The 25028-nt window shown below is 57.8% G+C and carries 19 protein-coding genes and 1 pseudogene; 13 read left to right on the top strand and 7 right to left on the bottom strand.

The features are described 5' to 3' along the window. Positions 1-3 precede the first annotated feature (3 nt). The 4 genes from ACQG2Q_RS02570 to ACQG2Q_RS02555 form a co-directional block, all read right to left on the bottom strand. Entirely contained in the window at positions 4-1386 is a 1383-nt protein-coding gene (locus ACQG2Q_RS02570) for an MFS transporter (RefSeq protein ID WP_023299198.1), read from the bottom strand. Positions 1387-1612: 226 nt separating this feature from the next. Beyond that, a complete protein-coding gene (yagF, locus tag ACQG2Q_RS02565; RefSeq protein WP_426759058.1) occupies positions 1613-3580 on the bottom strand; it encodes a xylonate dehydratase YagF in 1968 nt (655 codons plus the stop codon). A 14-nt stretch (positions 3581-3594) separates the two neighbouring features. Then, positions 3595-4503 carry a 2-keto-3-deoxygluconate aldolase gene (gene yagE / locus ACQG2Q_RS02560; RefSeq protein ID WP_096216796.1) on the bottom strand — a complete coding sequence of 303 codons (909 nt, stop codon included), beginning with the start codon at positions 4501-4503 and terminating at the stop codon, positions 3595-3597. 238 nt (positions 4504-4741) lie between these two features. Next, entirely contained in the window at positions 4742-5194 is a 453-nt protein-coding gene (locus ACQG2Q_RS02555; RefSeq protein WP_022646886.1) for a YhcH/YjgK/YiaL family protein, read from the bottom strand. 675 nt (positions 5195-5869) lie between these two features. On the opposite strand from ACQG2Q_RS02555, the gene arcA reads away from it, so the two are divergent. The 5 genes from arcA to ACQG2Q_RS02530 all read left to right on the top strand — a co-directional run bounded on the left by arcA (position 5870) and on the right by ACQG2Q_RS02530 (position 11156). Continuing rightward, positions 5870-7090 carry an arginine deiminase gene (gene arcA, locus ACQG2Q_RS02550; RefSeq protein ID WP_023299194.1) on the top strand — a complete coding sequence of 407 codons (1221 nt, stop codon included), beginning with the start codon at positions 5870-5872 and terminating at the stop codon, positions 7088-7090. A gap of 10 nt (positions 7091-7100) precedes the next feature. Further along, complete coding sequence (arcC, locus tag ACQG2Q_RS02545; protein WP_063849843.1) at positions 7101-8012, top strand: carbamate kinase; 912 nt, start codon at positions 7101-7103, stop codon at positions 8010-8012. 129 nt (positions 8013-8141) lie between these two features. Continuing rightward, positions 8142-9146, top strand: coding sequence for an ornithine carbamoyltransferase (gene argF / locus ACQG2Q_RS02540; protein WP_003863360.1), 1005 nt, complete (start codon positions 8142-8144; stop codon positions 9144-9146). Between the two features lie 46 nt (positions 9147-9192). Next, entirely contained in the window at positions 9193-10596 is a 1404-nt protein-coding gene (locus ACQG2Q_RS02535) for a YfcC family protein (protein WP_022646882.1), read from the top strand. 80 nt (positions 10597-10676) lie between these two features. Further along, positions 10677-11156, top strand: a complete 480-nt coding sequence (locus ACQG2Q_RS02530) for an arginine repressor (RefSeq protein WP_003863366.1) — start codon at positions 10677-10679, stop codon at positions 11154-11156. Between the two features lie 3 nt (positions 11157-11159). Here ACQG2Q_RS02530 and ACQG2Q_RS02525 read toward each other — a convergent pair. Next, a pseudogene (locus ACQG2Q_RS02525) lies at positions 11160-11277 on the bottom strand (hypothetical protein). Between ACQG2Q_RS02525 and ACQG2Q_RS02520 the strand changes: the two are divergent. From ACQG2Q_RS02520 to gbpA, 5 genes are all read left to right on the top strand, one after another. Then, positions 11257-11361, top strand: coding sequence for a pyrBI operon leader peptide (locus tag ACQG2Q_RS02520; RefSeq protein ID WP_022646880.1), 105 nt, complete (start codon positions 11257-11259; stop codon positions 11359-11361). The pseudogene ACQG2Q_RS02525 and the gene ACQG2Q_RS02520 sit on opposite strands and share 21 nt — an antisense overlap. Positions 11362-11395: 34 nt before the next feature. Further along, positions 11396-12328, top strand: coding sequence for an aspartate carbamoyltransferase (gene pyrB, locus ACQG2Q_RS02515; protein WP_003863368.1), 933 nt, complete (start codon positions 11396-11398; stop codon positions 12326-12328). Between the two features lie 12 nt (positions 12329-12340). Then, positions 12341-12802 (top strand): aspartate carbamoyltransferase regulatory subunit, encoded by a 462-nt coding sequence (gene pyrI, locus ACQG2Q_RS02510; protein ID WP_003863370.1) that lies wholly within the window; start codon positions 12341-12343, stop codon positions 12800-12802. A gap of 73 nt (positions 12803-12875) precedes the next feature. Further along, a complete protein-coding gene (ridA, locus tag ACQG2Q_RS02505; RefSeq protein WP_003863373.1) occupies positions 12876-13262 on the top strand; it encodes a 2-iminobutanoate/2-iminopropanoate deaminase in 387 nt (128 codons plus the stop codon). Between the two features lie 136 nt (positions 13263-13398). Continuing rightward, positions 13399-14850, top strand: a complete 1452-nt coding sequence (gbpA, locus tag ACQG2Q_RS02500) for an N-acetylglucosamine-binding protein GbpA (protein WP_032625241.1) — start codon at positions 13399-13401, stop codon at positions 14848-14850. Between the two features lie 57 nt (positions 14851-14907). Here the strand turns inward: gbpA and ACQG2Q_RS02495 are convergent, their stop codons facing one another. Next, entirely contained in the window at positions 14908-17292 is a 2385-nt protein-coding gene (locus tag ACQG2Q_RS02495; protein ID WP_063849842.1) for a beta-N-acetylhexosaminidase, read from the bottom strand. A gap of 200 nt (positions 17293-17492) precedes the next feature. Next, positions 17493-20201 carry a magnesium-translocating P-type ATPase gene (mgtA, locus tag ACQG2Q_RS02490; protein ID WP_022646877.1) on the bottom strand — a complete coding sequence of 903 codons (2709 nt, stop codon included), beginning with the start codon at positions 20199-20201 and terminating at the stop codon, positions 17493-17495. A gap of 386 nt (positions 20202-20587) precedes the next feature. Between mgtA and treR the strand changes: the two genes are divergently transcribed. The 3 genes from treR to treC all read left to right on the top strand — a co-directional run bounded on the left by treR (position 20588) and on the right by treC (position 24776). Further along, a complete protein-coding gene (gene treR / locus ACQG2Q_RS02485; RefSeq protein ID WP_022646876.1) occupies positions 20588-21535 on the top strand; it encodes a trehalose operon repressor TreR in 948 nt (315 codons plus the stop codon). Positions 21536-21662: 127 nt separating this feature from the next. Beyond that, positions 21663-23081, top strand: coding sequence for a PTS trehalose transporter subunit IIBC (gene treB, locus ACQG2Q_RS02480; RefSeq protein ID WP_063849871.1), 1419 nt, complete (start codon positions 21663-21665; stop codon positions 23079-23081). Positions 23082-23132: 51 nt separating this feature from the next. Then, complete coding sequence (gene treC / locus ACQG2Q_RS02475; RefSeq protein ID WP_063849841.1) at positions 23133-24776, top strand: alpha,alpha-phosphotrehalase; 1644 nt, start codon at positions 23133-23135, stop codon at positions 24774-24776. The last annotated feature ends 252 nt before the right edge of the window (positions 24777-25028 follow it).

Raw genomic sequence — 25028 nt, 5'->3', positions numbered from 1 at the left:
CGGTTAATGGGATGCGGCTGTCGCCGCGTCGGGAACGGCCTCGCCCTGCGACGCGCGATGCTTGATCAGCTGCTGGCTGATGGCCTCCACGCGGGCGTCGGTGAGCTTGTAGAACGAAAGCATGATGAACATGCCCGCGTAGAGCACCACCGGCACCACGCAGAACAGAATTTTGATGGTGGTCAGCACCTCGACCGGCTGCACGCTGCTGCTGGCGGAGTAGTTGACGTACGCCAGGATCCAGCCCACCACCGCCCCGCCAATTGCCAGGCCAATCTTCAGGCTGAACAGGTAGGTGGAGAAAACCAGCCCGTCGAGGCGGCGACCGCTACGGCTCTCCTCGTAATCCACCACGTCAGAGGCCATCAGCCACTGCAGCGGCGTGGTGGTGTTAAAGACGAACAGGAACAGAATGTTGAGGGCAAAAATCAGCGCGATGTGCTCCGCCGGGGTGACGAAAATCAGCAGGCTAATCAGCGAGTAAGCGACGATGATCCACTTGAAGGCGGTAACGCGGTCGAAGCGGCCCAGCAAGCGGGAGGAGCAGAGCGAGCCGAACATGGTGGCGAGGCTGCCGTAGAGTAAAAACTGGGTCGCCATCTCCGGGTGATCCATCACGTATTTCACGAAGTAGAGCGTCGCCCCGCCGCGCACCACGTTGGAGCAGGTCGCCATCATCTTGAAGGCACACATGATGCGCCACTGGCTGTTGCCCAGCAGCAGCTTAAGGTCTTTCGCCACCGACGAACCCGGCTGCACCTCAAAGGTGTAGCGCTCTTTGGTGGTAAAGAAGCAGACGTAGAGCAGCACCACGCCGCTCAGCCCCAGCACGCACATGGCGCCGAAATAACCCACCTGCTCGTTGCCTTTGCCAATGATGCTGACCAGCGGCAGCGCGATGCCGCTGATTGCGAGCGACCCCGCGGCGGCGAGGAAGAAACGCCAGGACTGCAGGGCGTGACGCTCTTTCGGGTCGGCGGTAATGACGCCCGGCATGGCGCAGTACGGGACGTTAACGAAGGTGTAGACCAGAGTCAGCAGAATATAGGTCACGCAGGCGTAGATGATTTTGCCCTGCGCGGAGAAGTCCGGCGTGTAGAAGGTCAGCATGCAGACGATGCCGAACGGGATGGCGCCCCACAGCAGGAACGGGCGAAACTGGCCATGCCGCGTGCGGGTGCGGTCTACCAGCAGCCCCATCAGCGGGTCGGTCACGGCGTCGAGCACGCGGGAGACTAAAAACAGCGTCCCCATAATGCCCGCGGAGAGGCCAAACACGTCGGTGTAGAAATAGGCCAGCAGGAACATCGTGGCTTGCCAGACGAAGCCGCAGGCGGTGTCACCCAGCCCGTAGCCAATTTTGTCTTTCATGGTTAATTGCGTCATCAGAATTACACCCTTATGTAGTGTGCTGAATTACAACATCGTGTTAATGGAGTGTAATGAGCTGTTCAATTAACCAGCAATGCTCATATCTTATTTCTGAATTACGTTATTTCGCTTTTGTGACGTCAACGATATATCGCAACTTATTGTTTAAATTAGTAAATTGCAGGCACGTAAAAACCGCCCGCGGACTATTTTCCGCAGACGATTTTCTCTCACAAAATAATTAAATACCGAGCGCTTTTTTACCGGCGTTAATTACCTCAATGATTTTATCGGTGTCATAAATACAGCCTTTCCAGGTGCCGCCGCTCACGGACTGTAATGCCGCCCACAGCCGGGTATCGTCCGGCAAAAAGTCGTGAGCGTGCAGGTCCGGATGCGTCTGCCGCCGTGCCAGCTCGCGCGCGCCCTCTTCCGGCGTCAGCGGGTTGTCCGCGGTACCGATAAAGTTTACGCTGCCTGTTAATGTCAGGCGGTCCACCGCTATCTCAATGATGTCGTTATCGCGCAGCTTGCCTATCGGCCCGCCCGCCAGCGCCTCCGGCGACACGTGGCCGAAGCAGGCGCCCGTCGACACGCCCGAGAAGCGCGCATCGGTGATTAACGACACCGTTTTGCCCCACGAGATGTGTTTGAGCGCGGAGGTGAGCTGGTAGGTCTCCTCCATGCCGGTGCCGGACGGTCCACCGCCGATCACCACCATGATATCGCCCTGCTCAATCTCTTCCCGCTTGATGGCCCTGATCGCCTGCGCCTCCGAGACAAACACCCGCACCCGGCCGGTGTGGCGGTAAACGCCATCTTCACCGACGACCGACGGGTCGATCGCCGTGGCCTTGATTACCGATCCTTCCGGCGCAATGTTGCCCGTCGGGAAGCAGACCGTCGAGGTCAGCCCTTTCGCTTTTGCTTTTTCCGGCGGCAGGATCACGTCATCCGGCTCCACGCCGTCCTGCTCGCGCAGGCACTGGCGGAAGCGCTTACGGCGCTCCGAGCTCTGCCACCAGTCGAGGTTCTCGCCCACCGTCTGGCCGGTGACGGTCATGGCATCCAGGTGCAGCAGGCCGAGATCGCGCAGGTGGAGCATGACTTCCGGCACGCCACCCGCGAGGAACGCACGCACGGTCGGGTGATAGTCCGGGCCGTTGGGCAGCACGCTCACCAGGCGCGGCACCCTGCGGTTGACGCGCGTCCAGTGTTCAACGTCCGGGATCGTGCAGCCCGCCGCGTGGGCAATGGCCGGAATGTGCAGCAGTAAATTGGTGGAGCCGCCGAACGCCGCGTGGATCACCATCGCGTTTTCGATGGCTTTATCGGTGAGGATATCGCGCGTGGTAATGCCGCGGTTATCCAGTTCACTGACTGCGCGCGCCGACTGGCGGGCGATCTCCAGCCATACCGCCTGCCCGGACGGGGCCAGCGCGGAGTGCGGCAACGCCAGACCCAGCGCTTCCGCGACCACCTGCGAGGTGCCCGCCGTGCCGAGGAACTGACACCCGCCGCCCGGCGACGCGCAGGCGCGGCAGCCCAGCTCGGCGGCCTCCTGCAAGGAGAGTTCATGGTTGGCGAAGCGCGCGCCGATGGTCTGCACCTTGCCCGCATCTTCCCCCACGGTCGGCGGCAGCGTCGCTCCGCCTGGCACCAGAATGGTCGGCAGGTCGTGCATCGCGGCCAGGGCAATCATGGTGGCGGGCAGCCCTTTATCGCAGGTTGCCACGCCGATCACCGCCCGCCGCGTCGGAAGAGAGCGGATAAGACGACGAAACACGATCGCCGCGTCGTTGCGGTACGGCAGGGAGTCGAACATGCCGTGCGTGCCCTGCGAGCGCCCGTCACACGGATCGCTGACGAAGGCCGCGAACGGGATCCCGCCGTTGCGTGTGATCTCCTTCGCCGCCGCCTGCATCTGCATGCCGATTTCCCAGTGGCCGGTGTGGTAGCCCAGCGCAACCGGGCGTCCGTCTCCGGCGCGGATGCCGCCCTGAGTACCGATAATCAGCACCTCTTTGCCGGTCAGCTTGTTGGCGTCCCAGCCCATCCCGGCGTTCTGCGTCATGCCGAACAGGTTGCCGCTGGGGGATTCCATCAGCATCTGCGGAGTCAGCGGCAGCGCGCCCTGCGGACCCGCCGCGTGGGTGATCACCGCATAAAACGCGTCGTCCTGTGGGGTGAAAATTTTCTCACTGGTCATCGTTATCGTCCGGCTCAGCAGAGCTTGAGCTGTTGTAGCAGGGCTTTCAGCTGCGCCTTACGCGGCTCGTCCAGCGGCGAGGCTGGTGGCAGGACGTGCGTAGAAATTGGACGACCGCAGAGCACGATCGCCTCTTTAATCACGTTCACAAACGGCGTATCCAGCTGATACATCTGCGGGATTTGCAGCAGAGTCTGATGATGCTCAGCCGCTTTCGCCACGTCTTTATCCCGCCAGGCTTTCAGAAGATTTACCGACACCTGCGGAGCAAAGTTACCGCTGGCCGAGATCGCCCCGTCACCGCCGAGCAGCAGGGTATTGAACAGATGATCGTCGTAGCCGCAGAGCACGGTGAAGTGTGGATGGGCCGCTTTAACGGTGTGGATCATGCTGCGCAGGTGGGCGACGGAGTCGATGGTGTCTTTGATGCCGACGATGTTACTGCGCGAGTCGGCGAGGGTTTTCACCAGCGCCGGGGTCAGATCCTGCCCGGTCAGCGCCGGGAAGTTATAGAGCATCACCGGCAGCGTGACGCTGTCGGCCACCTGTTCGAAGTAGCGGATCAGGTTCGCTTCCGACACTTTCCAGTAGTAAGGGTTGATCACCACGATGCCGTCCGCGCCCGCCAGCTGCGCGTGCTGGCTCAGCTCAATGGTTTCCCGGGCGTTGGTGCCGCCGGTGCCGATCAGGACCGGCACACGACGATCGACATGATCGATCGCAAAGCGGGCAATGGATTTACGCTCTTCGGCGCTGAGCTGGGAGAACTCGCCGCCGCTGCCCAGGAAGAACAGGCCGTCGACGCCCGCAGCGATCAGATCGTCGATCAGCGCGGCGGTGCCCGGTTTATCGAGCTGGCCATCGGCGGTAAAAATGGTGGAGACAGGGGGAATGATACCCGTGAACAACGCGGACTGCGGCATGTGATCTCCTTGCTGAATCATTTTGTTCTACATTATAGAACAGCGTTCATTAATTTAACGATCATACTATGACGGAGAAAAAGCGCAGGTAAATGGGAGATGAGGAGGGAGTGCGGGAAGTTTAAGCTGGATCACATAATGTCCGCTAACCCCTCACCCCGGCCCTCTCCCCAAAGGGGCGAGGGTGGTAAAGTCCCCTCTCCCCTTTGGGGAGAGGGTTAGGGTGAGGGGTAAGGAATTACTCCACCAGCATCTTAACAACCACTTTCCTGACCTTAGCAGGTGCACCCACCGCGCACAGCGGCTTATGCACTTCGCCCGGGTAAAACACCACGAAATCCCCTTCGCTCAGCACCACGGTTTTCTCCTGCTCGCCTTCGGGCAGGAACGCGATGTCTTTGTCCGCCAGCCAGTCGGTGTCCGGCGTGCCGTGCGGCAGGGTGCTGAAGGTCATCCCTTCCTGCCCCTTCAGCACAATCTGAATATCCAGGTAGCGTGCATGGTATTCAGCGCGACGCTCAGCGAACGGCTGGGTCATGTCCTCCGATACCAGATAAAACAGGCTGTTGCCGCTGATGTCGTGCTTGCCGGTCGGCGTCGCGTCGGTGACGTGGGCCTTGACGTGCTCAATGGCCTGGCGCAGCTCTTCTGGTAGCCAGGACTGGAGATGATGAATATTGCCAATAATCATGATACAACCCTCAAATTAAAACATTGTTTCATTTTTATCTTTTATACGAGAATCGCCTCTCCCATACCAGCCCTTTTTAGACAAGATTTGCGCCAGCGCATGTTTATCGGAAAATGTGTTAATTCACTGTTAATTACAAAAAGGCATTTATGCAGTCATTATGCATAACCTCATTTCCTAAGCTTTACGCAACTTATCTAACTCGCTGAATTTAAAACGTAACTCACAAAACCTGTTGTTGCATCACACTTTATCACTTCGGTTATTTCCTTTAAAACCCCATAATTATTTATCGATTTCTCTTAAGTGAAAAATAGTTAACTGTCATTATTGCATAGTTATTCTCGAGGCAAAATTTTATTCATTAAAATCAACGGCATAACTAAATATTTCAAAGCATGTAATTCTACAAAACAATAACAACCTCAAATATTGCCACCCGTTCCTGCTTAGCTATTCATCCCGTAATAATATGAAATTAATCATTATCTGATACGAATCATGCAATTGAAAATAAACTGCTCAATATCGGTTTTCGCGTGAGCAGCGTCACAATAACCATTATTTAAGCGCCTACTATGAATCACGAAATCAATTGAGCTTAGCCGCCATGAAATTAAACACATCACATGGCGCATGCCCTTTTTATTCTGAAAAAAAGTTAAAGGAATAATTATGGAAAAGCATTACGTCGGTTCTGAAATTGGTCAATTGCGTAGCGTTATGCTGCACCGTCCTAATTTAAGTCTTAAACGTTTAACGCCATCGAATTGTCAGGAGCTGTTATTTGATGACGTGCTCTCGGTTGAGCGGGCGGGAGAGGAGCATGATATCTTCGCAAACACGCTGCGCGAGCAGGGTGTGGAAGTCCTGCTATTGACCGACCTTCTTACGCAAACGCTTGATATTGCGGAAGCAAAAGCCTGGCTTCTTGAAACACAAATCTCCGACTACCGCCTCGGCCCAGCCTTTGCCAGCGACGTCCGCGGCTGGCTGGCGGATATGCCGCACCGCGAACTGGCGCGCAGATTAAGCGGCGGATTAACCTACGGTGAAATTCCGGCAGCTATTAAAAATATGGTGGTCGATACCCACACGGCGAATGATTTTATTATGAAGCCGCTGCCGAACCACTTATTTACCCGCGATACCTCCTGCTGGATTTATAACGGCGTATCCATTAATCCGATGGCGAAACCGGCCCGTCAGCGCGAAACCAATAATCTGCGCGCAATATATCGCTGGCACCCCGCATTTGCCGATGGCGAGTTTATTAAGTATTTCGGCGACGAGAATATTAATTACGACCACGCCACCCTGGAAGGCGGCGACGTATTAGTGATTGGCCGCGGGGCGGTATTGATCGGCATGTCAGAGCGCACGACGCCGCAGGGCGTGGAGTTCCTCGCCAACAGCCTGTTTAAACATCGCCAGGCCGAACGCGTGATCGCCGTTGAGCTGCCAAAACACCGCTCCTGCATGCACCTCGACACCGTGATGACCCACATAGACGTGGACACTTTCTCCGTTTACCCGGAAGTGGTGCGCAAGGACGCCCAGTGCTGGACGCTCACCCCGGACGGACGCGGCGGCCTGCTGCGTACCCAGGAAACCGACCTGCTGCACGCCATCGAAAAAGCCCTCGGCATTAACCAGGTGCGCCTGATCACCACCGGCGGCGATGCCTTTGAAGCCGAACGCGAGCAGTGGAACGACGCCAACAACGTCCTGACCATCCGTCCGGGCGTGGTGATCGGCTACGAGCGCAACGTCTGGACCAACGAGAAATACGACAAGGCGGGCATCACCGTGCTGCCGATCCCGGGCGACGAGCTGGGGCGCGGTCGCGGCGGCGCGCGCTGCATGAGCTGCCCACTGGAACGCGACGGAATTTAAAGGAGCCATCATGGAACGAAAACCCACTCTGGTTGTGGCCCTTGGCGGCAACGCGCTGCTCAAGCGCGGCGAGCCGCTGGAAGCGGACATCCAGCGCCAGAACATCGAGCAGGCCGCCCGCACCATCGCAGGCTTAACGGAGCAATGGCGCGTGGTGCTGGTGCACGGCAACGGCCCGCAGGTCGGGCTGCTGGCGCTGCAAAACAGCGCCTACGACAAAGTCACCCCCTACCCGCTGGACGTTCTTGGTGCAGAAAGCCAGGGAATGATCGGCTACATGCTCCAGCAGGCGCTGAAAAACAATCTGCCCCAGCGCGAGGTGAGCGTCCTGCTCACGCAGGTGGAAGTGGACGCCGCCGACCCGGCGTTCAGCAACCCGACCAAGTACATCGGCCCGGTCTACAGCGAAGCCCAGGCGAAAGCGCTGGCTGCGGAAAAAGGCTGGGTGTTCAAGGTCGACGGGGCCTATTTCCGCCGCGTGGTGCCCTCTCCGCAGCCGAAGCGCATCGTGGAGAGCGACGCCATTACGGCGCTTATTCAGCGCGACCACCTGGTCATCTGCAACGGCGGCGGCGGCGTGCCGGTGGTGGAAAACGCCAACGGTTATCGCGGCATTGAGGCGGTGATCGACAAAGACCTCTCCGCCGCTCTGCTGGCGCGGCAGATCGAGGCCGATGCCCTGCTGATCCTCACCGATGCCGACGCAGTGTACCTCGACTGGGGCAAGCCGACCCAGCGCCCGCTGGCGCAGGTCACGCCGGAACTGCTCAGAGGCATGCAGTTCGACGCCGGATCGATGGGGCCAAAAGTGGCCGCCTGCCGCGAGTTTGTTGAAGCCTGCAACGGCATTGCCGGGATCGGCGCGCTGGCCGACGGCGCGGAGATCCTGGCGGGCGATAAAGGCACGTTGATTCGTAACTGAGCACCCATTTCCCCTCACCCTAACCCTCTCCCCAAAGGGGAGAGGGGACGATTACACCCTCTCCCCTTTGGGGAGAAGGCTGGGGTGAGGGGTAAGGTCTTAGACATTAATTTTAAAAAGGATTTACCCATGACCATCAACCTGAAAAACCGCAACTTCCTGAAACTGCTGGACTACACCCCGGCGGAGATCCAGTACCTGATCGACCTCGCCATCGAGCTGAAGGCGGCCAAAAAAGCCGGGCGCGAAAAGCAAACCCTGGTCGGGAAAAACATCGCCCTGATCTTTGAAAAAACCTCCACCCGCACCCGCTGCGCCTTTGAAGTGGGCGCGTTCGACCAGGGCGCGCAGGTCACCTACCTCGGCCCAAGCGGCTCGCAGATTGGCCACAAAGAGTCGATGAAGGACACCGCGCGCGTGCTGGGCCGCATGTATGACGGCATCGAGTATCGCGGCTACGGCCAGGCCATCGTTGAGGAGCTGGGCGAATACGCGGGAGTGCCGGTGTGGAACGGCCTGACCGACGAGTTCCACCCCACGCAAATCCTTGCCGACCTGATGACTATGCTGGAGCACTCTCCGGGCAAAACACTGCCGGAGCTGAGCTTTGCTTACCTCGGCGACGCGCGCAACAACATGGGTAATTCGCTGATGGTCGGCGCGGCCAAAATGGGGATGGATATCCGCCTTGTGGCGCCGAAATCCTTCTGGCCGGAGGCCGGGCTGGTTGAGCAGTGCCGCGCCATCGCCAAAGAGACCGGCGCGCGCATCACCCTCACCGACGATGTGGAAGAAGGCGTGCAGGGCACCGATTTCCTCTACACCGACGTGTGGGTTTCAATGGGCGAGCCGAAGGAGGCGTGGGCCGAGCGCGTTAGCCTGATGAAGCCGTATCAGATTAATGCGGACGTGATGAAGGCCACCGGTAACCCGAACGTCAAGTTCATGCACTGCCTGCCGGCGTTCCACAACGAACATACCAAAGTGGGCCGCGAAATCGAGATGGCGTACGGCCTGAAGGGGCTGGAGGTGACGGAAGAGGTCTTTGAATCCCCGAACTCCATCGTCTTCGACGAAGCAGAGAACCGCATGCACACCATTAAAGCGGTCATGGTGGCGACACTCGGCGACTAATCACCGCCCGGCGCGCCGCGGGGTGCGCCGGGTTCAGGAGAACATCATGGGCAAGTTCAAATTTCCCTCCGCTTATACCATTCTCTTTTTTCTGATTGCCGTGGTTGCCGTGCTGACGTGGATTGTTCCGGCCGGGCAGTACCATATGGCGATGAACGAGGCGCTCGGCAAAGAAGTGCCGGTTGCTGGCACTTACGCGCACGTGGCAGCGCACCCGCAGGGGCTCGTCTCCGTGCTGATGGCGCCGATTGCCGGGCTGTACGATCCGGAGTCCGGCCAGGCCGGGGCGATCGACGTGGCGCTGTTTATTCTGATCATCGGGGGATTCCTCGGGATCGTCACTAAAACCGGGGCGATAGACGCCGGGATCGAGCGCGTCACCACCCGACTGCGCGGCCGCGAAGAGTGGATGATCCCGATCCTGATGGCGCTGTTTGCCGCCGGCGGCACGATTTACGGCATGGCCGAAGAGTCGCTACCCTTCTATACCTTACTTGTGCCGGTGATGCTGGCAGCGCGGTTCGATCCGGTGGTTGCGGCTTCTACCGTGCTGCTCGGCGCGGGGATCGGCACGCTCGGATCCACCATCAACCCGTTCGCCACGGTGATCGCCGCCAACGCCGCCGGGATCCCCTTCACCAACGGCATCATGCTACGCATCGCGCTGCTGGTGATCGGCTGGATCATCTGCGTGGCGTGGGTAATGCGCTACGCCCGCAAGGTGCGCAAGGATCCGTCGCTGTCGATCGTGGCGGATAAGCAGGAAGAAAATCTCGCCCACTTTCTCGGTAACAAGGGCGAGCAGTCGCTGGAATTTACCCCGGTGCGCAAACTCATCCTGGTGATCTTCGCCCTCGCCTTCGCGGTGATGATCTACGGCGTGGCGGTGCTGGGCTGGTGGATGGCGGAGATTTCGGCGGTGTTCCTCGCCAGTGCCATTATTGTCGGGCTGATCGCCCGCATGAGCGAAGAGGAGCTGACCTCAACCTTTATCAACGGCGCGCGAGATTTGCTGGGCGTCGCGCTGATAATTGGCATCGCGCGCGGTATCGTAGTGATCATGGATAAGGGCATGATTACCCACACCATTTTGCACAGCGCCGAGGGAATGGTCACCGGATTGTCGACGGTGGCGTTCATCAACGTGATGTACTGGCTGGAAGTGGTGCTGTCGTTTCTTGTGCCTTCTTCGTCCGGCCTGGCCGTTCTGACGATGCCGATCATGGCGCCCCTTGCCGATTTCGCTAACGTCAACCGCGACCTGGTGGTTACGGCTTACCAGTCGGCGTCCGGCATCGTCAACCTGATCACTCCCACCTCTGCCGTCGTGATGGGCGGGCTGGCTATCGCCCGCGTGCCCTACGTGCGTTATCTGAAATGGGTCGCGCCGCTGCTGGGGATTTTAACGGTGGTGATTATGGTGGCGTTAAGCCTGGGCGCTTTGTTGTGATTTGCCGGATGGCGCTGCGCTTATCCGGCCTACGGATCGGTGCGGTGCCACCGGTTATTTCGGGAACTGATATGGGAACTATGATGGATTACGAAGAGTACTCTCCCAAAGAGCAACTACAGCTAACGGTCTGCCAGCGTCTGATCGCGGAAAAGAGCTATCTCTCCCAGGAAGAGATCCGCCGTGACTTACAGGAGCGTGGTTTTGAGACCATCAGCCAGTCCACCGTTTCACGTCTGCTCAAGTTGCTTGGTGTCATAAAAATTCGCAATGCCAAAGGGCTAAAGATTTATTCGCTGAATCCCCAGCTGCGCCCGGCCCCCGACGCGGCGCGTACGGTCTCTGAAATGGTGGTGAGCGTGGAGCACAACAGCGAATTTATCCTTATCCATACCGTCGCCGGATATGGCCGCGCGGTGGCGCGTATTCTGGATTATCACCAGTTACCGGAAATTTTAGGTGTAGTGGCCGGGAGCAGTATTGTCTGGGTCGCGCCCCGCGTAGTGAAGCGCACCGCGCTGGTGCATAAGCAAATTAATTATTTACTCAGAACGCATTAATATTCACAAAGAACCGTTTGCATTGAGTAAAGCGTGCATTAAATCGCTTGATCCCAAAAGCGAGCTGCGTATAATGCCCGACAATTTGCCGGGAGGAAGCATGGTCAAGCGTGTACGACATAACGTCTTACCGCGTCTGAAATCAGACGCTGGCCTGCCGTTTTTCTTCCCGTTGCTAAACCTATTCCCAGAGCCCCTCATTTGAGGGGCTTTTTTTTGCCCGGCGTCAGGAGATAAACATGAATCCGCTTTATCAAAAACACATCATTTCCATAAACGACCTCAGCCGCGAAGAGCTGGAACTGGTTCTGGAAACCGCGGCAAAACTGAAGGCCAATCCGCAACCGGAGCTGTTGAAGCACAAGGTGATTGCAAGCTGCTTCTTCGAAGCCTCGACCCGCACCCGCCTCTCCTTCGAAACCTCCATGCACCGTCTGGGCGCGAGCGTGGTGGGCTTCTCGGACAGCAGCAACACGTCGCTGGGCAAAAAAGGCGAGACCCTGGCGGATACCATTTCGGTTATCAGTACCTACGTTGACGCGATTGTGATGCGCCACCCGCAGGAGGGCGCGGCGCGTCTGGCGACCGAGTTTTCCGGCGGCATTCCGGTACTGAACGCCGGTGACGGCGCCAACCAGCATCCGACGCAGACCCTGCTGGATCTGTTCACCATTCAGGAGACGCAGGGCACGCTTGAGAACCTGAACATCGCCATGGTCGGCGACCTGAAATATGGCCGCACCGTCCACTCCCTGACCCAGGCGCTGGCGAAATTTAACGGCAACCGCTTCTTCTTTATCGCGCCGGACGCGCTGGCGATGCCGCAGTACATTCTCGACATGCTGGACGAGAAAGGCATCGCGTGGAGCCTGCACGCCAGTATCGAAGAGGTGATGGGCAACGTGGATATTCTCTACATGACCCGCGTGCAGAAAGAGCGTCTGGATCCGTCCGAGTACGCCAACGTGAAGGCGCAGTTCGTGCTGCGCGCCAGCGACCTTGAAGGCGCGCGTGACAATATGAAGGTGCTGCACCCGCTGCCGCGCATCGATGAGATCACCACAGACGTGGACAAAACGCCGCACGCCTGGTACTTCCAGCAGGCTGGAAACGGCATCTTCGCTCGCCAGGCGTTACTGGCACTGGTTCTGAATCGCGAATTAGCTCTGTAAGGGGAGACGACCATGACACACGATAACAAACTCCAGGTTGAAGCCATCAAGCGTGGCACCGTGATTGACCACATCCCTGCGCAGGTGGGCTTTAAACTGCTGACGCTGTTCAAACTGACCGAAACCGACCAGCGCATCACCATCGGCCTGAACCTGCCGTCGGGCGAAATGGGCCGTAAAGACCTGATCAAAATCGAGAACACCTTCCTGACCGACGAGCAGGTTAACCAGCTGTCGCTGTACGCGCCGGACGCCACGGTTAACCGCATCGACGATTACGACGTGGTGGGCAAATCCCGCCCAAGCCTGCCGGATCGCATCGAAAGCGTGCTGGTCTGCCCGAACAGCAACTGCATCAGTCATGCTGAGCCGGTTTCCTCCAGTTTCGCAGTGAAAAAACGCGCCAATGACATCGCACTCAAATGCAAATACTGCGAAAAAGAGTTTTCTCATTATGTGGTGCTGGCCAACTAATTGAGGTTGGTAATGAAATCCCGGCTGTTATAATGGCCGGGAACATTCTTAACGCTGTAATTCTGGAGAAAAAATGAGCAAAGTACTCGCGACGGAAAATGCACCAGCGGCTATCGGCCCATACGTTCAGGGCGTTGATCTGGGCAGCATGATCATCACTTCTGGTCAGATCCCGGTGAACCCAAAAACCGGTGAAGTGCCAGCCGACGTAGCGGCGCAGGCGCGTCAGTCGCTGGAAAACGTGCAGGCGATCGTGGAATCTGCCGGTCTGAAAGTGGGCGATATCGTCAAAACCACCGTGTTCGTGAAAGATCTGAATGATTTCGCGACCGTTAACGCCACTTACGAAGCGTTCTTCACCGAGCACAACGCGACCTTCCCGGCTCGCTCTTGCGTGGAAGTGGCGCGTCTGCCAAAAGACGTGAAAATTGAAATTGAAGCGATTGCCGTACGTCGCTAATTCAATTCAATTAAGAAAGGGCAGCTTAGCTGTCCTTTTTATTTCGACTATTTTTACTCTCCATATAAAATGACAAATCGCACCGTCCATTATTAAGCTTCTCCACCCGGTAATATTCTCTAATAATGGATGAGTAATGAAACTTTCAAAAATTGCACTTGCCCTCGCGACAGTGACCGTTGCATCGTCGGCATTTGCTCACGGCTATATTGAATCACCAGCCAGCCGCGCCTATATGTGTAAGCTTGGCCAAAATATTGATTGCGGCGCTGTACAGTATGAACCGCAGAGCGTGGAAAAAACTTCCGGTTTCCCGACCGGCGCTATGCCGCCGGACGGCCAGCTCGCCAGTGCAGGTATTTCCCAGTATTCTCAGCTGGATAAGCAAAGCCTGAATGCCTGGACCAAAAACCCAATAACGGCAGGCCCGCATGAGTTCGTCTGGCATCATACTGCACCGCATAAAACCACTAACTGGCGCTATTACATCACCAAACAAAACTGGGATCCAAATAAGCCGCTGACTCGCGATCAATTTGAATTAACTCCATTCTGTACGATCAACGGAAATAGTCAGGCACCAGCCGTAACAAAATCTATGACTTGCAATGTTCCTGCGCGTACGGGGTACCAGGTTATTTACGGCGTGTGGGAAATTGCGGACACCTCAAATAGCTTTTATCAGGCCATTGACGTTGATTTCGGGAATGGTGGCAACGTTACCCCGGATGAAACGCCTGCGATTGTTTCCGAATGGAGCAAAACCCTGAGCGGCCAGATTGCCGGTAATAACCTGAACGTGGGCGATAAGGTTATCGCACGCTTCTTCGACGCCAACGGTGAAGTGACCGCCATGCGTACCGAAATGACCATCGGCTCTGCTGAACAAGGCGACGCTAACCAGTGGTCTTACGATCTGGCGCAGAAGATCAACACCGCTCAGAGCGATGTCCGCGTCGGTGTTAAAGATGAAGCCGGTGACATCAGCCCGGTTCACGGCGCCAACAGCGTATTCGTGAAAGAGGGCAGCACGCTGAAATCCGTTGCCATCTCCTATGAAGAGCAAAAAGCGCAGGTGAGCGAGACCATCGCCGTTTCCGATCTGCAATACAGCAAAATCGAACATGGCAACGCGACCGTCACCTTCCACGTCAACACGCAGGGTGACGTTAATTTTGAAGCACACGTGATGAACCACCACGGTGCGGAAAAAGGTTACCTGAAGCAGGACATGAACAACGTCAATCAGGACGTGACCATGACGCTGACTGACGTGACGGCGGGACACCATATGCTGAAATACTACGCGACCAATAAAGACGGCACGATGTTCGCCCAGGACGTGCTGAACCTGATGCTGGAAAGCGATGCGGCTGCGGACAGCACCGGCCACCACGACTTTACCTTCCCGGACAATATCGCCTCGTACAAAGCAGGCACCGTGGTACTACAGCCAAAAGACGGTAAGACCTACGAATGTAAGCCTTTCCCGTACAGCGGCTACTGCGTGCAGTACAGCCCAACCGCAAACCAGTTTGAGCCTGGCGTTGGCGCGCACTGGAAAGAGGCGTGGGTGTTGAAGAACTGAGTGGAAAAACCTTACCCCTCACCCTAACCCTCTCCCCAAAGGGGAGAGGGTTCTTTACTACTGATTCCGCGTCGCTCTGAGCAGCGTTTCCAGCGGGTACACCGCCGCAATCACCACTTCGTCCTGGATTTTCGCCGCGTTATCCAGTTCGCTCTGGATCGACGCGATCTCTTTATCATCCAGCGTTCCCTGACGTGCCACCAGATCCGTCAGCCGCAGGCCAATCGAGGCCAGCTTGTCCACCTCCTGAATCACCGGTTTGATGGCCTTCAACTGATAGCTGTTTTCGCTCAAGGCCAGCACGTCGCTGGTGTTGTTCTGCCAGCGGTTAAAGACGTGGCGCAGCGCGTCGGCGCTCTCCGTGTCTTCCGCATCGCTCACCAGACGATCAGCCCATTTATTCATCTGACGCACGGTCGCACTTTCCGCGTTTAGCGCGTCAGCGAGCCGGTTGAGCGGCTCAAACTGATGATAGTTTCCAGCCTGGAACTTAAGATGCTGACGAGTGTAATACTGCGCCGGTTCAAGCGCCTGGGCGAGGATTTGCAGCGGCAAGGTATCCGCATTATTAGCGAGGCGCGTGAACTGTATCTGCTGCTGGGTATGCTGCTGTAGCCCAACCGATAACGTGGACCAGCTGTCCATCGCCTGTAGCCGGGTATACATGTTGTCGATGTCGTTGACGTCCTTCGCCGACCAAAGCCGCTCCGCCACCGTAAAGGCGCGCGGCCACAGACGGATATCCAGCACTGGCGCGACCACGTTTTCCGCCCACAGCGCGGCTTCACCGCCGAGCAGATTGGCCTCGTTCGCCGGGTCCGGCACCACCGGCGGAACGCCTTTCGGCACCTCGTCCAGACGCGTGCCGCTAATCGGGTAGCGGGCGTTACCCACCAGGAAATAGCCGCTGAGCTTATCGTTCTCAACAGAAACGACCGGACGCGTTTCACCCATCCAGGTATCAACGGTAAACGTTACCTGATTGTCGTCCCGCCACTGAATGTTATCCACCGCCCGACGCGATTTCCCGGCAAAATCAATGAATCCGCGCCAGCCAGCATCGCCTTTCACCAGCGTAAAGCTGCCTTCCACCGGCTTGCCTTTCAGACGCGGCATCGAGAAAGCCCAGCTCTGGACGCTGTCGGTGTCTGCTATCACATCCACGCCGTTCAACCCCTGCGGCACAATTTCATTGCGGTAGTGGTAGGCGGTGGATTGCGGCTGATCGAGGTAGAAACCGGTAGAAAGAATGCCCTTATAGCCGTTCTGCGCCACCTGCCCCAGCGCGTCCTGTCCCTGCCAGGACTGGATCAGAATGCTTTTCGGCAGATCGGGATGGTAGATCTCATCCCAGCCAACCATCTGCCGGTGGTGCTTCTCAAGGATCGTCTCCAGCTTGCGGTTGAAATACGCCTGCAACGCATGGCTGTCCGCCAGTTTGTTGTCGCGCATGAATCTCTGGATCGCAGCGTTCGCTTTCCACTGGCTGTCGTCAACCTCATCGCCGCCAATATGCAGATACGGATCCGGGAAGATCGCCGCCAGTTCGCTGACCATCGCGTCGGCAAAGGTATAGGTCGCCTCTTTGGTGGGATCCAGCACTGGCTTAAGCACGCCCCAGTGGCGCTCCATGGCGTACGGCCCCGGCGCGCTCATCAGCTCCGGGTAGGCGACGGCAATCGCCGAGGCGTGGCCCGGCATATCAATTTCCGGCACCACGCGTATGCCGCGCTCGGCAGCGTAACGCACAATCTCGCGCATCTGCTCCGGGGTGTAGAACAGCCCATCGCTGGCAAGCTGGGTTAATTTTGGATAACGCTTCGAGGTAAAGCGCCAGCCCTGATCGTCCGTCAAATGCCAGTGCAGGACGTTGAGCTTAGCCGCGGCCATGCCGTCGATCTGGCGTTTGATATCGGGTAACGGGATGAAATGGCGCGCTGAATCGAGCAGCAGCCCGCGCCACGGGAAGCGCGGCGAATCTTCAATGGTAACCCACGGAATCGAGGTGTTTTCGGCGCCATTCTGCATCAGCTGGAGCAAGGTTTCCATGGCGCGCAGCGCGCCGAAGCGGGTGTTGGCGGAGATATTTACGCCGTTGGCGTCCACCGTGAGTTTATAGCTCTCATCGCTGTCCGGCAGCGGCTGCGGCTTCACTTTTTTAGCGATGGAAATACGGATGGTTGGCTTGTCAGGTTTTTCGGCCTGCGGCTGTAGCGTCCAGCCAGTTTGCAGGGCGATGCGCTGGCGCAGGCGGTTGACCGCATCCCCCAGATCGTCGCCGCTGACGCTCACGGTGAGTTGATTGTTAAGCACCAGCGCACCCTGCGTGGTCGGGCGTTCAACCTTCGCAGGCCAGGGCATTAAGGGAAGGTCGCCTGCCGGGGCGGCAAAGGCGGAGGCGCCGAGCATGAGCCCGGCGGTTAAGAGGCTGTACCGTAACATGAATGTTCCTTATCTGACGGGCCAAATAAAGGCAAAACATTCTGTTAACATGCGCTCAAATTGTCGTCAAGCGAATGCGCCGACGGAGATCACAGGTTGTTGAATTTGGGAGGAAAGCCAGCTGCCGGGTGGCGGCTTCGCCTTACCCGGCCTACGTTCGGATCGTAGGCCCGGTAAGCGCAGCGCCACCGGGCTTGCCGTTACTGCCATCCATACCGACGGCTATAGAATCCTTTGACCATCTGCGTCAGCACCATGTAACCCGCGAGGATCGCCACCAGCCACGGGAAGTAGCTCAGCGGCAGCGCCTGAAGTTGCAGGTAACTTGCAAGCGGCGAGAACGGCAGCGCGATCCCGAGCGCCATCACAATGCCCGTCATCACGATCAGCGGCCATGCGGCACGGCTCTGGATAAACGGAATGCGGCGGGTGCGGATCATATGCACAATCAGGGTCTGGGACAGCAGCCCCACCACGAACCAGCCGGACTGGAACAGCGTCTGGTGTTCCGGGGTGTTGGCGTGGAACACAAACCACATCAGGCAGAAGGTCAGAATGTCAAAGATGGAGCTGATCGGCCCAAAGAACAGCATAAAGCGCCCCAGATCGGCGGGGTTCCAGCGCTGCGGCTTCTGGATCTGCTCGTCGTCCACGTTATCAAACGGGATGGCGACCTGAGAGACATCGTACATCAGGTTCTGAATCAGCAGGTGCAGCGGCAGCATCGGCAGGAACGGCAGGAAGGCGCTCGCCACCAGCACGCTGAAGACGTTACCGAAGTTGGAGCTGGCGGTCATTTTGATGTATTTGAGCATATTGGCGAAGGTGCGACGCCCTTCGATGACGCCCTCCTCCAGCACCATCAGGCTCTTTTCCAGCAGAATGATATCTGCCGCCTCGCGGGCGATATCCACCGCGCCGTCCACGGAGATACCGATATCCGCCGCACGCAGGGCTGGCGCATCGTTGATGCCGTCGCCCATAAAGCCCACCACGTGCCCTTCACGACGCAGCAGAGTGACGATGCGTTCTTTATGCATCGGCGTCAGGCGGGCAAACAGCGTGGTGCGCAGGGCAAGCTCGGCCAGCTCATCGTCGGACAGGTGCTCAATGTCGCTCCCCACCACGACGTCGCCCGCGTCCAGGCCCACTTCGTGGCACACTTTGGCCGCCACCAGCTCGCTGTCGCCGGTCAGGATTTTGACGGTGATCCCGCTCGCTTTCAGCGCTTTCAGCGCCGGCGCGGTGGTCTCTTTCGGCGGATCGAGGAATGCGATGTAACCCTCGAGGATCAAATCGGATTCATCGATACGCTGGTAGTCCCCTTCCCGCGCGGGCAGGAACTTGCTTGCTACCGCCACCACGCGCAACCCCTGACGGTTCAGGTTATCGGTGACGCGTTTGATGCGGCGCAGCATGGTCTCATCCAGCGGCACGATCTCGCCGTTATGACGCACCTGCGTGGAAACATTCAGGATCTCCTGCAATGCCCCTTTGCAGATCAGCTGATGTACGTCCGGCTGCTCGCTGACCACCACCGACATGCGGCGCCGTTCAAAGTCGAACGGAATTTCGTCCACCTTCTGCCAGCGGCCGGAGAGCATGCGGGCAGACTCTTCATCCACACCTTCCAGCACCGCCACGTCGAGCAGGTTTTTCAGCCCTGTCTGGTAGTGACTGTTCAGCCACGCGCTGTACAGCACCCGTTCGCTGGTCTTTCCGGCGATATCGGTGTGGTTCTCCAGCACGATTTTGTCCTGGGTCAGGGTGCCGGTTTTATCGGTGCAAAGAATGTCCATCGCGCCAAAGTTCTGGATGGCGTCGAGGTGTTTGACGATCACCTTTTGTTTAGAGAGTTTGACCGCCCCGCGCGCCAGCGTGGAGGTGACAATCATCGGCAGCATTTCCGGCGTTAAGCCAACGGCCACGGAGAGGGCGAACAGCGCCGCTTCCCACCAGTCACCTTTGGTGTAGCCGTTGATCAGCAGGACAATCGGCGTCATGACCATCATAAAGCGGATCAGCAGCATGCTGACGCGGCCAATGCCTTTCTGGAATGCGTTCGGCTCGCTCTCCTGCTCGCTGACGCGTCCGGCAAGCTGCCCAAACCAGGTGTTGCCGCCGGTAGCGGTGACAATGGCCTGCGCCGTGCCGCTGACCACCGTGGTGCCCATAAAGCACAGGGTGTCGCATTCCAGCGGGTTCATCTGCTGCGGATCGCGGGTCCGCGCCACTTTCTCTACGGGCAGGGATTCACCGGTGAGGGACGCCTGCGCGACGAACAGATCCCGCGCCTGGATGATGCGTAAATCCGCCGGGATCATGTCCCCCGCCGCCAGCTTCACCAGATCGCCCGGCACCAGCTGGTCAATGGGCAGTTCAATCCAGGCGTTTTCGCCGAGGTCGTTAATCACACGCGACACGGTGGCAGTATTGCTGACCATCGCTTTCAGCGCATCCGCCGCTTTGGTGGAGCGCGCTTCCTGAATAAAGTTAAGCAGCGTGGAGATCCCCACCATCAGGGCAATTACGCCTGCGGCAAACAGATCTTCAGTGGCGTAAGAGATAATCCCGAGCACCGTCAGCAGCAGGTTGAACGGATTGCGGTAGCAGAGCCACAGGTGGACCCACCAGGGAGAGGGTTTTTGCGCCGGGATCTGGTTATCGCCATGTTCCTCGCGGATTTTTGACACTTCTTGCGCGTTCAGCCCTTCCGGGTGGCCGCCAAAGGCGCGCCAGACTTCGTTTTCATCCATCGCCGCCACGTTCAGGCAGCGCTCGGTCAGGGAAGCGGGGATTTCCGCGCCCGCCAGGGTGTTGGCATTTGGCAGCGGATCGCGCGCAATCAGGCGATGTGGCAGGTGGCGGCTCAGCTGCGCGAACAGCTGCCGGGTGATATTTTTCAGCATAGTCATTCCCCCGCATCCGCAAAGGCGGACGCAGTTTTCCCGCAGGCATGGCAGAGCCGTACCTGTCAGGCACTTAATTTATCAAGCAGGAACGTATGAACGTTGCTGCCTCACGCCGGTGAGACAGCAAAAGGCTGGCTTACCGGAAAGAAGGTTTTCTCCTGGTCAGGAGAGGTGTGGGATCGGGATCCATGTGGCCTCCGGTAAGTTAAAAATGGGGTGTCGTCGCGCAGTATAAGGATTTAACCATACCTTTTGTGACTATTCGGGCGGTATGATACCCCCTCGTAAATAAACCGCACGTAAACCAGACTTTGCCCATAGCGAATTCGCAGGATAGCATTAGGCTCAACTGATTATTTTATCGTTGTTACAGGGAATACAGCATGCAGAACCGCCTTACGATTAAAGACATCGCGCGTTTAAGCGGCGTGGGGAAATCGACCGTCTCACGCGTGCTTAACAACGAAAGCGGTGTCAGCGAGCGCACACGCGAGCGCGTCGAGGCGGTGATGAATCAGCACGGTTTTTCCCCTTCCCGCTCCGCGCGTGCCATGCGCGGGCAGAGCGATAAAGTGGTCGCCATTATTGTCTCGCGTCTGGATTCCCTCTCCGAAAACCTCGCCGTACAGACGATGCTGCCCGCGTTCTACGAGCAGGGCTACGATCCGATCATGATGGAGAGTAAGTTTTCCGCGCAAATGGTGGAGGAGCATCTCGGTATGCTTCAGCGCCGCAACATTGATGGCGTAGTGCTGTTCGGGTTTACCGGCCTTAAAGAGGACATGCTTAAACCCTGGCAGCCGTCTCTGGTGCTGCTGGCGCGCGACGCCAGCGGGTTTGCCTCTGTCTGTTACGATGACGAAGGGGCAATCGTGATCCTGATGCAGCGCCTGTATGAGCAGGGCCATCGGCATATCAGCTATCTCGGCGTGCCGCATGCCGACATCACCACCGGCAAGCGTCGCCATGAAGCGTACCTGGCGTTTTGTAAAAAAAACAATCTCCCCGCCGTGGCCGCGCTGCCTGGACTGGGTATGAAACAGGGATATGAGCAGGTCGCCAGCGTGCTGACTGCACAAACCACCGCCCTGGTGTGCGCCACGGATACCCTTGCATTGGGTGCGAGCAAATATTTGCAGGAACAACGCATCGGGGAGCTGCAGTTAGCGAGCGTGGGAAGCACGCCGCTGATGAAGTTCTTACACCCGGAGATTATCAGCGTTGACCCGGGTTATGCCGAGTCTGGCCGGCAGGCTGCCGCGCAGCTGATCGAGCAAATTACCGGGCGTACCGAGCCCCGTCAGATCGTTATTCCAGCCCGCCTCTCATAATTTTTTTGAATGGATTATTGTGATCTTCGCCCGATTTCGGGAACGTTCCCATTTTCGCCGTCACGTTGAAGGAGTAGGCTTGCGCACAGGTCATAACCCCTTTCACCATCTGTCATGAGGTTTCATGATGAGTAAAGTTAAACAAGCCGATATCGATCAGCTGATCGTCCTGGTCGGCGGACGCGAGAACATCGCCACCGTCAGCCATTGCATTACCCGCCTGCGCTTCGTGCTGAACGATCCGGCCAAAGCCAATCCGAAAGCCATTGAAGAGTTGAAAATGGTTAAAGGCTGCTTCACCAACGCCGGGCAGTTCCAGGTGGTGATTGGTACCGAAGTGGGCGATTACTATCAGGCTCTGCTGGCGACTACCGGGCACTCTTCCGCCGATAAAGAGCAGGCGAAGAAGGCAGCGCGCCAGAATATGAAATGGCATGAGCAGCTGATTTCCCATTTTGCGGAGATCTTCTTCCCACTGCTGCCGGCGCTGATCAGCGGGGGCTTAATTCTGGGCTTCCGTAACGTCATCGGCGATGTGCCAATGAGCGACGGCAAAACCCTGGCGCAGATGTACCCGGCGCTGCAAAGCATCTATGACTTCCTGTGGCTGATTGGCGAAGCCATCTTCTTCTATCTGCCGGTCGGGATCTGCTGGTCAGCGGTGCGCAAGATGGGCGGAACGCCCATTCTCGGAATCGTACTCGGCGTGACGCTGGTCTCTCCGCAGTTAATGAACGCTTACTTACTTGGTCAGCAAACGCCAGAGGTGTGGAACTTCGGCCTGTTTACCATCGCCAAAGTGGGCTACCAGGCGCAGGTTATCCCGGCATTGCTGGCGGGTCTGGCGCTGGGCTTTATTGAGACGCGTCTGAAGCGCATCGTGCCGGATTACCTCTATCTGGTGGTGGTCCCGGTCTGCTCGCTGATCCTGGCGGTGTTCCTGGCGCATGCCTTTATCGGTCCGTTTGGCCGCATGATTGGCGACGGCGTGGCCCTCGCGGTCCGTCACCTGATGACCGGCAGCTTCGCACCGATTGGCGCCGCACTGTTCGGCTTCCTGTACGCTCCGCTGGTGATCACCGGCGTGCACCAGACCACGCTGGCGATCGATATGCAGATGATCCAGAGCCTCGGCGGCACGCCGGTCTGGCCGATCATCGCCCTGTCTAACATTGCGCAGGCCTCCGCTGTAACCGGCATTATCATCGTCAGCCGTAAGCACAACGAGCGTGAGATATCCGTTCCGGCTGCTATCTCCGCCTACCTCGGCGTCACTGAACCGGCGATGTACGGTATCAACCTGAAATATCGCTTCCCGATGCTCTGCGCGATGATCGGCTCCGGTCTGGCGGGCTTGCTGTGCGGCCTGAACGGCGTAATGGCAAACGGGATTGGCGTCGGCGGCCTGCCGGGTATCCTCTCCATTCAGCCTTCATTCTGGCAGGTATTTGCGCTGGCGATGGCGGTGGCGATTATCATCCCAATGGCGCTGACTACCGTGGTTTACCAGCGTAAGTTCCGTCAGGGCACGTTGCAGATTGTTTAATTCCCTTTTTCGGGGCGCAGTTGCGCCCCTTCGCATTTGCAGGAACGTACTATGAATACCCTTCCTCACTGGTGGCAGAACGGCGTTATCTATCAGATTTACCCAAAGAGTTTTCAGGATACCACCGGCAGCGGCACCGGCGATCTACGCGGCGTAACGCAGCGCCTGGACTACCTGAAAACCCTCGGCATTGACGCTATCTGGCTGACGCCGTTTTATATCTCGCCGCAGGTGGATAACGGTTACGACGTGGCGAACTACACTGCCATTGACCCGACCTACGGCACGCTGGACGACTTTGACGAACTGGTTGCCCGGGCGCATGAACGCGGTATCCGCATCGTGCTGGATATGGTCTTTAACCACACGTCCACGCAGCACGCCTGGTTCCGCGAGTCGCTGGATAAAGCGAGTCCGTACCGCCAGTTCTATATCTGGCGGGACGGTACGCCGGATACGCTTCCCAACAACTGGCGCTCCAAATTTGGCGGCAACGCCTGGCGCTGGCACGCCGAAAGCGAACAGTATTATCTGCACCTGTTCGCACCGGAGCAGGCGGATCTCAACTGGGAAAAACCGGCGGTGCGCGCCGAGCTGAAAAAAGTGTGCGAGTTCTGGGCCGATCGCGGCGTGGACGGCTTGCGTCTGGACGTGATTAATCTGATTTCAAAAGATCAGGATTTCCCGGACGATACCCTCGGCGACGGTCGCCGTTTCTACACTGACGGGCCGCGCATCCACGAATATCTCCAGGAGATGAGCCGGGATGTCTTTACGCCGCGCAACCTGATGACGGTGGGCGAGATGTCCTCCACCTCGCTGGAGAACTGTCAGCAGTATGCGTCGCTCGACGGGCGCGAGCTGTCGATGACCTTTAACTTCCATCATCTGAAGGTCGACTACCCCGGCGGCGAAAAGTGGACGCTTGCGAAGCCGGATTTTGTGGCGCTGAAAACCCTTTTCCGCCACTGGCAGCAGGGGATGCACAACAAAGCCTGGAACGCGCTGTTCTGGTGTAACCATGACCAGCCGCGCATCGTGTCACGCTTTGGTGACGAAGGGGAACACCGCGTGGCGGCGGCGAAAATGCTCGGTATGGTGCTGCACGGGATGCAGGGCACGCCGTATATCTATCAGGGTGAAGAGCTGGGCATGACCAACCCGCATTTCAGCCGTATCACCGACTACCGCGACGTAGAAAGCCTGAATATGTTCGCCGAACAGCGGGCTAACGGCCGCGATACGGATGAACTGCTGGCGATTCTGGCGAGTAAGTCACGTGATAATGGGCGCACGCCGATGCAGTGGGACGCCTCGCACAATGCGGGCTTTACCGAGGCCGAGCCGTGGATTGGCGTTTGCGACAACTACGAAACCGTGAATGTCCGCGCGGCGCTGGACGACCCCGATTCGGTGTTCTACACCTATCAGTCGCTGATTAGCCTGCGCAAAACCCTGCCGGTACTGACGTGGGGGGATTATGAGGATCTCCTGCCTGACCACCCTTCCCTGTGGTGCTATCGCCGCCAGTGGCAGGGGCAAACGCTGATGGTGGTGGCGAACCTGAGCCATTTGCCTCAGGAATGGCAAGCGGACGCTCTCAGCGGCGAGTCGCAGGTGGTGATAAGCAACTACCCCGCCCCTCAAACCTCAATGCTTCGTCCGTTTGAAGCCGTGTGGTGGTTAAAGCAGTAATTCCTCCGCCGGGCACGATGCCGTGTCCGGCTTACTTTGCTGTTTTTGTTGAATAATTAATCAGATTTTTCCTTCGCGTCTTTACAATTGCCCCAGCGCCCGCCGTTTGTACTCTCGTCTTTTTACTTTGTCCTGCATCAAAAAAATCGCAAACATGTTTGATGCAAATCACTATATGTAGCACTTAAAATGCACGCCGACCCAACATCTTGTATTTATCGTCTACTATTCCAACAACAAGACGGCGCTTAC

Source organism: Enterobacter cloacae complex sp. 370H10, assembly GCF_050031535.1.
GTDB classification, from domain to species: domain Bacteria; phylum Pseudomonadota; class Gammaproteobacteria; order Enterobacterales; family Enterobacteriaceae; genus Enterobacter; species Enterobacter intestinihominis.
This window is presented reverse-complemented; position numbering and strand designations above follow the sequence as displayed.

Bases quoted from the DNA above. Each gene is read 5' to 3' on its own strand.
- ACQG2Q_RS02495 (WP_063849842.1), bottom strand. From the start codon at position 17,292: ATGTTACGGTACAGCCTCTTAACCGCCGGGCTCATGCTCGGCGCCTCC.
- yagE (WP_096216796.1), bottom strand. From the start codon at position 4,503: ATGCCGCAGTCCGCGTTGTTCACGGGTATCATTCCCCCTGTCTCCACC.
- ACQG2Q_RS02535 (WP_022646882.1), top strand. From the start codon at position 9,193: ATGGGCAAGTTCAAATTTCCCTCCGCTTATACCATTCTCTTTTTTCTG.
- argF (WP_003863360.1), top strand. From the start codon at position 8,142: ATGACCATCAACCTGAAAAACCGCAACTTCCTGAAACTGCTGGACTAC.
- arcC (WP_063849843.1), top strand. From the start codon at position 7,101: ATGGAACGAAAACCCACTCTGGTTGTGGCCCTTGGCGGCAACGCGCTG.
- yagF (WP_426759058.1), bottom strand. From the start codon at position 3,580: ATGACCAGTGAGAAAATTTTCACCCCACAGGACGACGCGTTTTATGCG.
- treB (WP_063849871.1), top strand. From the start codon at position 21,663: ATGAGTAAAGTTAAACAAGCCGATATCGATCAGCTGATCGTCCTGGTC.
- pyrB (WP_003863368.1), top strand. From the start codon at position 11,396: ATGAATCCGCTTTATCAAAAACACATCATTTCCATAAACGACCTCAGC.
- ridA (WP_003863373.1), top strand. From the start codon at position 12,876: ATGAGCAAAGTACTCGCGACGGAAAATGCACCAGCGGCTATCGGCCCA.
- treR (WP_022646876.1), top strand. From the start codon at position 20,588: ATGCAGAACCGCCTTACGATTAAAGACATCGCGCGTTTAAGCGGCGTG.
- ACQG2Q_RS02530 (WP_003863366.1), top strand. From the start codon at position 10,677: ATGATGGATTACGAAGAGTACTCTCCCAAAGAGCAACTACAGCTAACG.
- ACQG2Q_RS02555 (WP_022646886.1), bottom strand. From the start codon at position 5,194: ATGATTATTGGCAATATTCATCATCTCCAGTCCTGGCTACCAGAAGAG.
- ACQG2Q_RS02570 (WP_023299198.1), bottom strand. From the start codon at position 1,386: ATGACGCAATTAACCATGAAAGACAAAATTGGCTACGGGCTGGGTGAC.
- arcA (WP_023299194.1), top strand. From the start codon at position 5,870: ATGGAAAAGCATTACGTCGGTTCTGAAATTGGTCAATTGCGTAGCGTT.
- treC (WP_063849841.1), top strand. From the start codon at position 23,133: ATGAATACCCTTCCTCACTGGTGGCAGAACGGCGTTATCTATCAGATT.
- ACQG2Q_RS02520 (WP_022646880.1), top strand. From the start codon at position 11,257: ATGGTCAAGCGTGTACGACATAACGTCTTACCGCGTCTGAAATCAGAC.
- mgtA (WP_022646877.1), bottom strand. From the start codon at position 20,201: ATGCTGAAAAATATCACCCGGCAGCTGTTCGCGCAGCTGAGCCGCCAC.
- pyrI (WP_003863370.1), top strand. From the start codon at position 12,341: ATGACACACGATAACAAACTCCAGGTTGAAGCCATCAAGCGTGGCACC.
- gbpA (WP_032625241.1), top strand. From the start codon at position 13,399: ATGAAACTTTCAAAAATTGCACTTGCCCTCGCGACAGTGACCGTTGCA.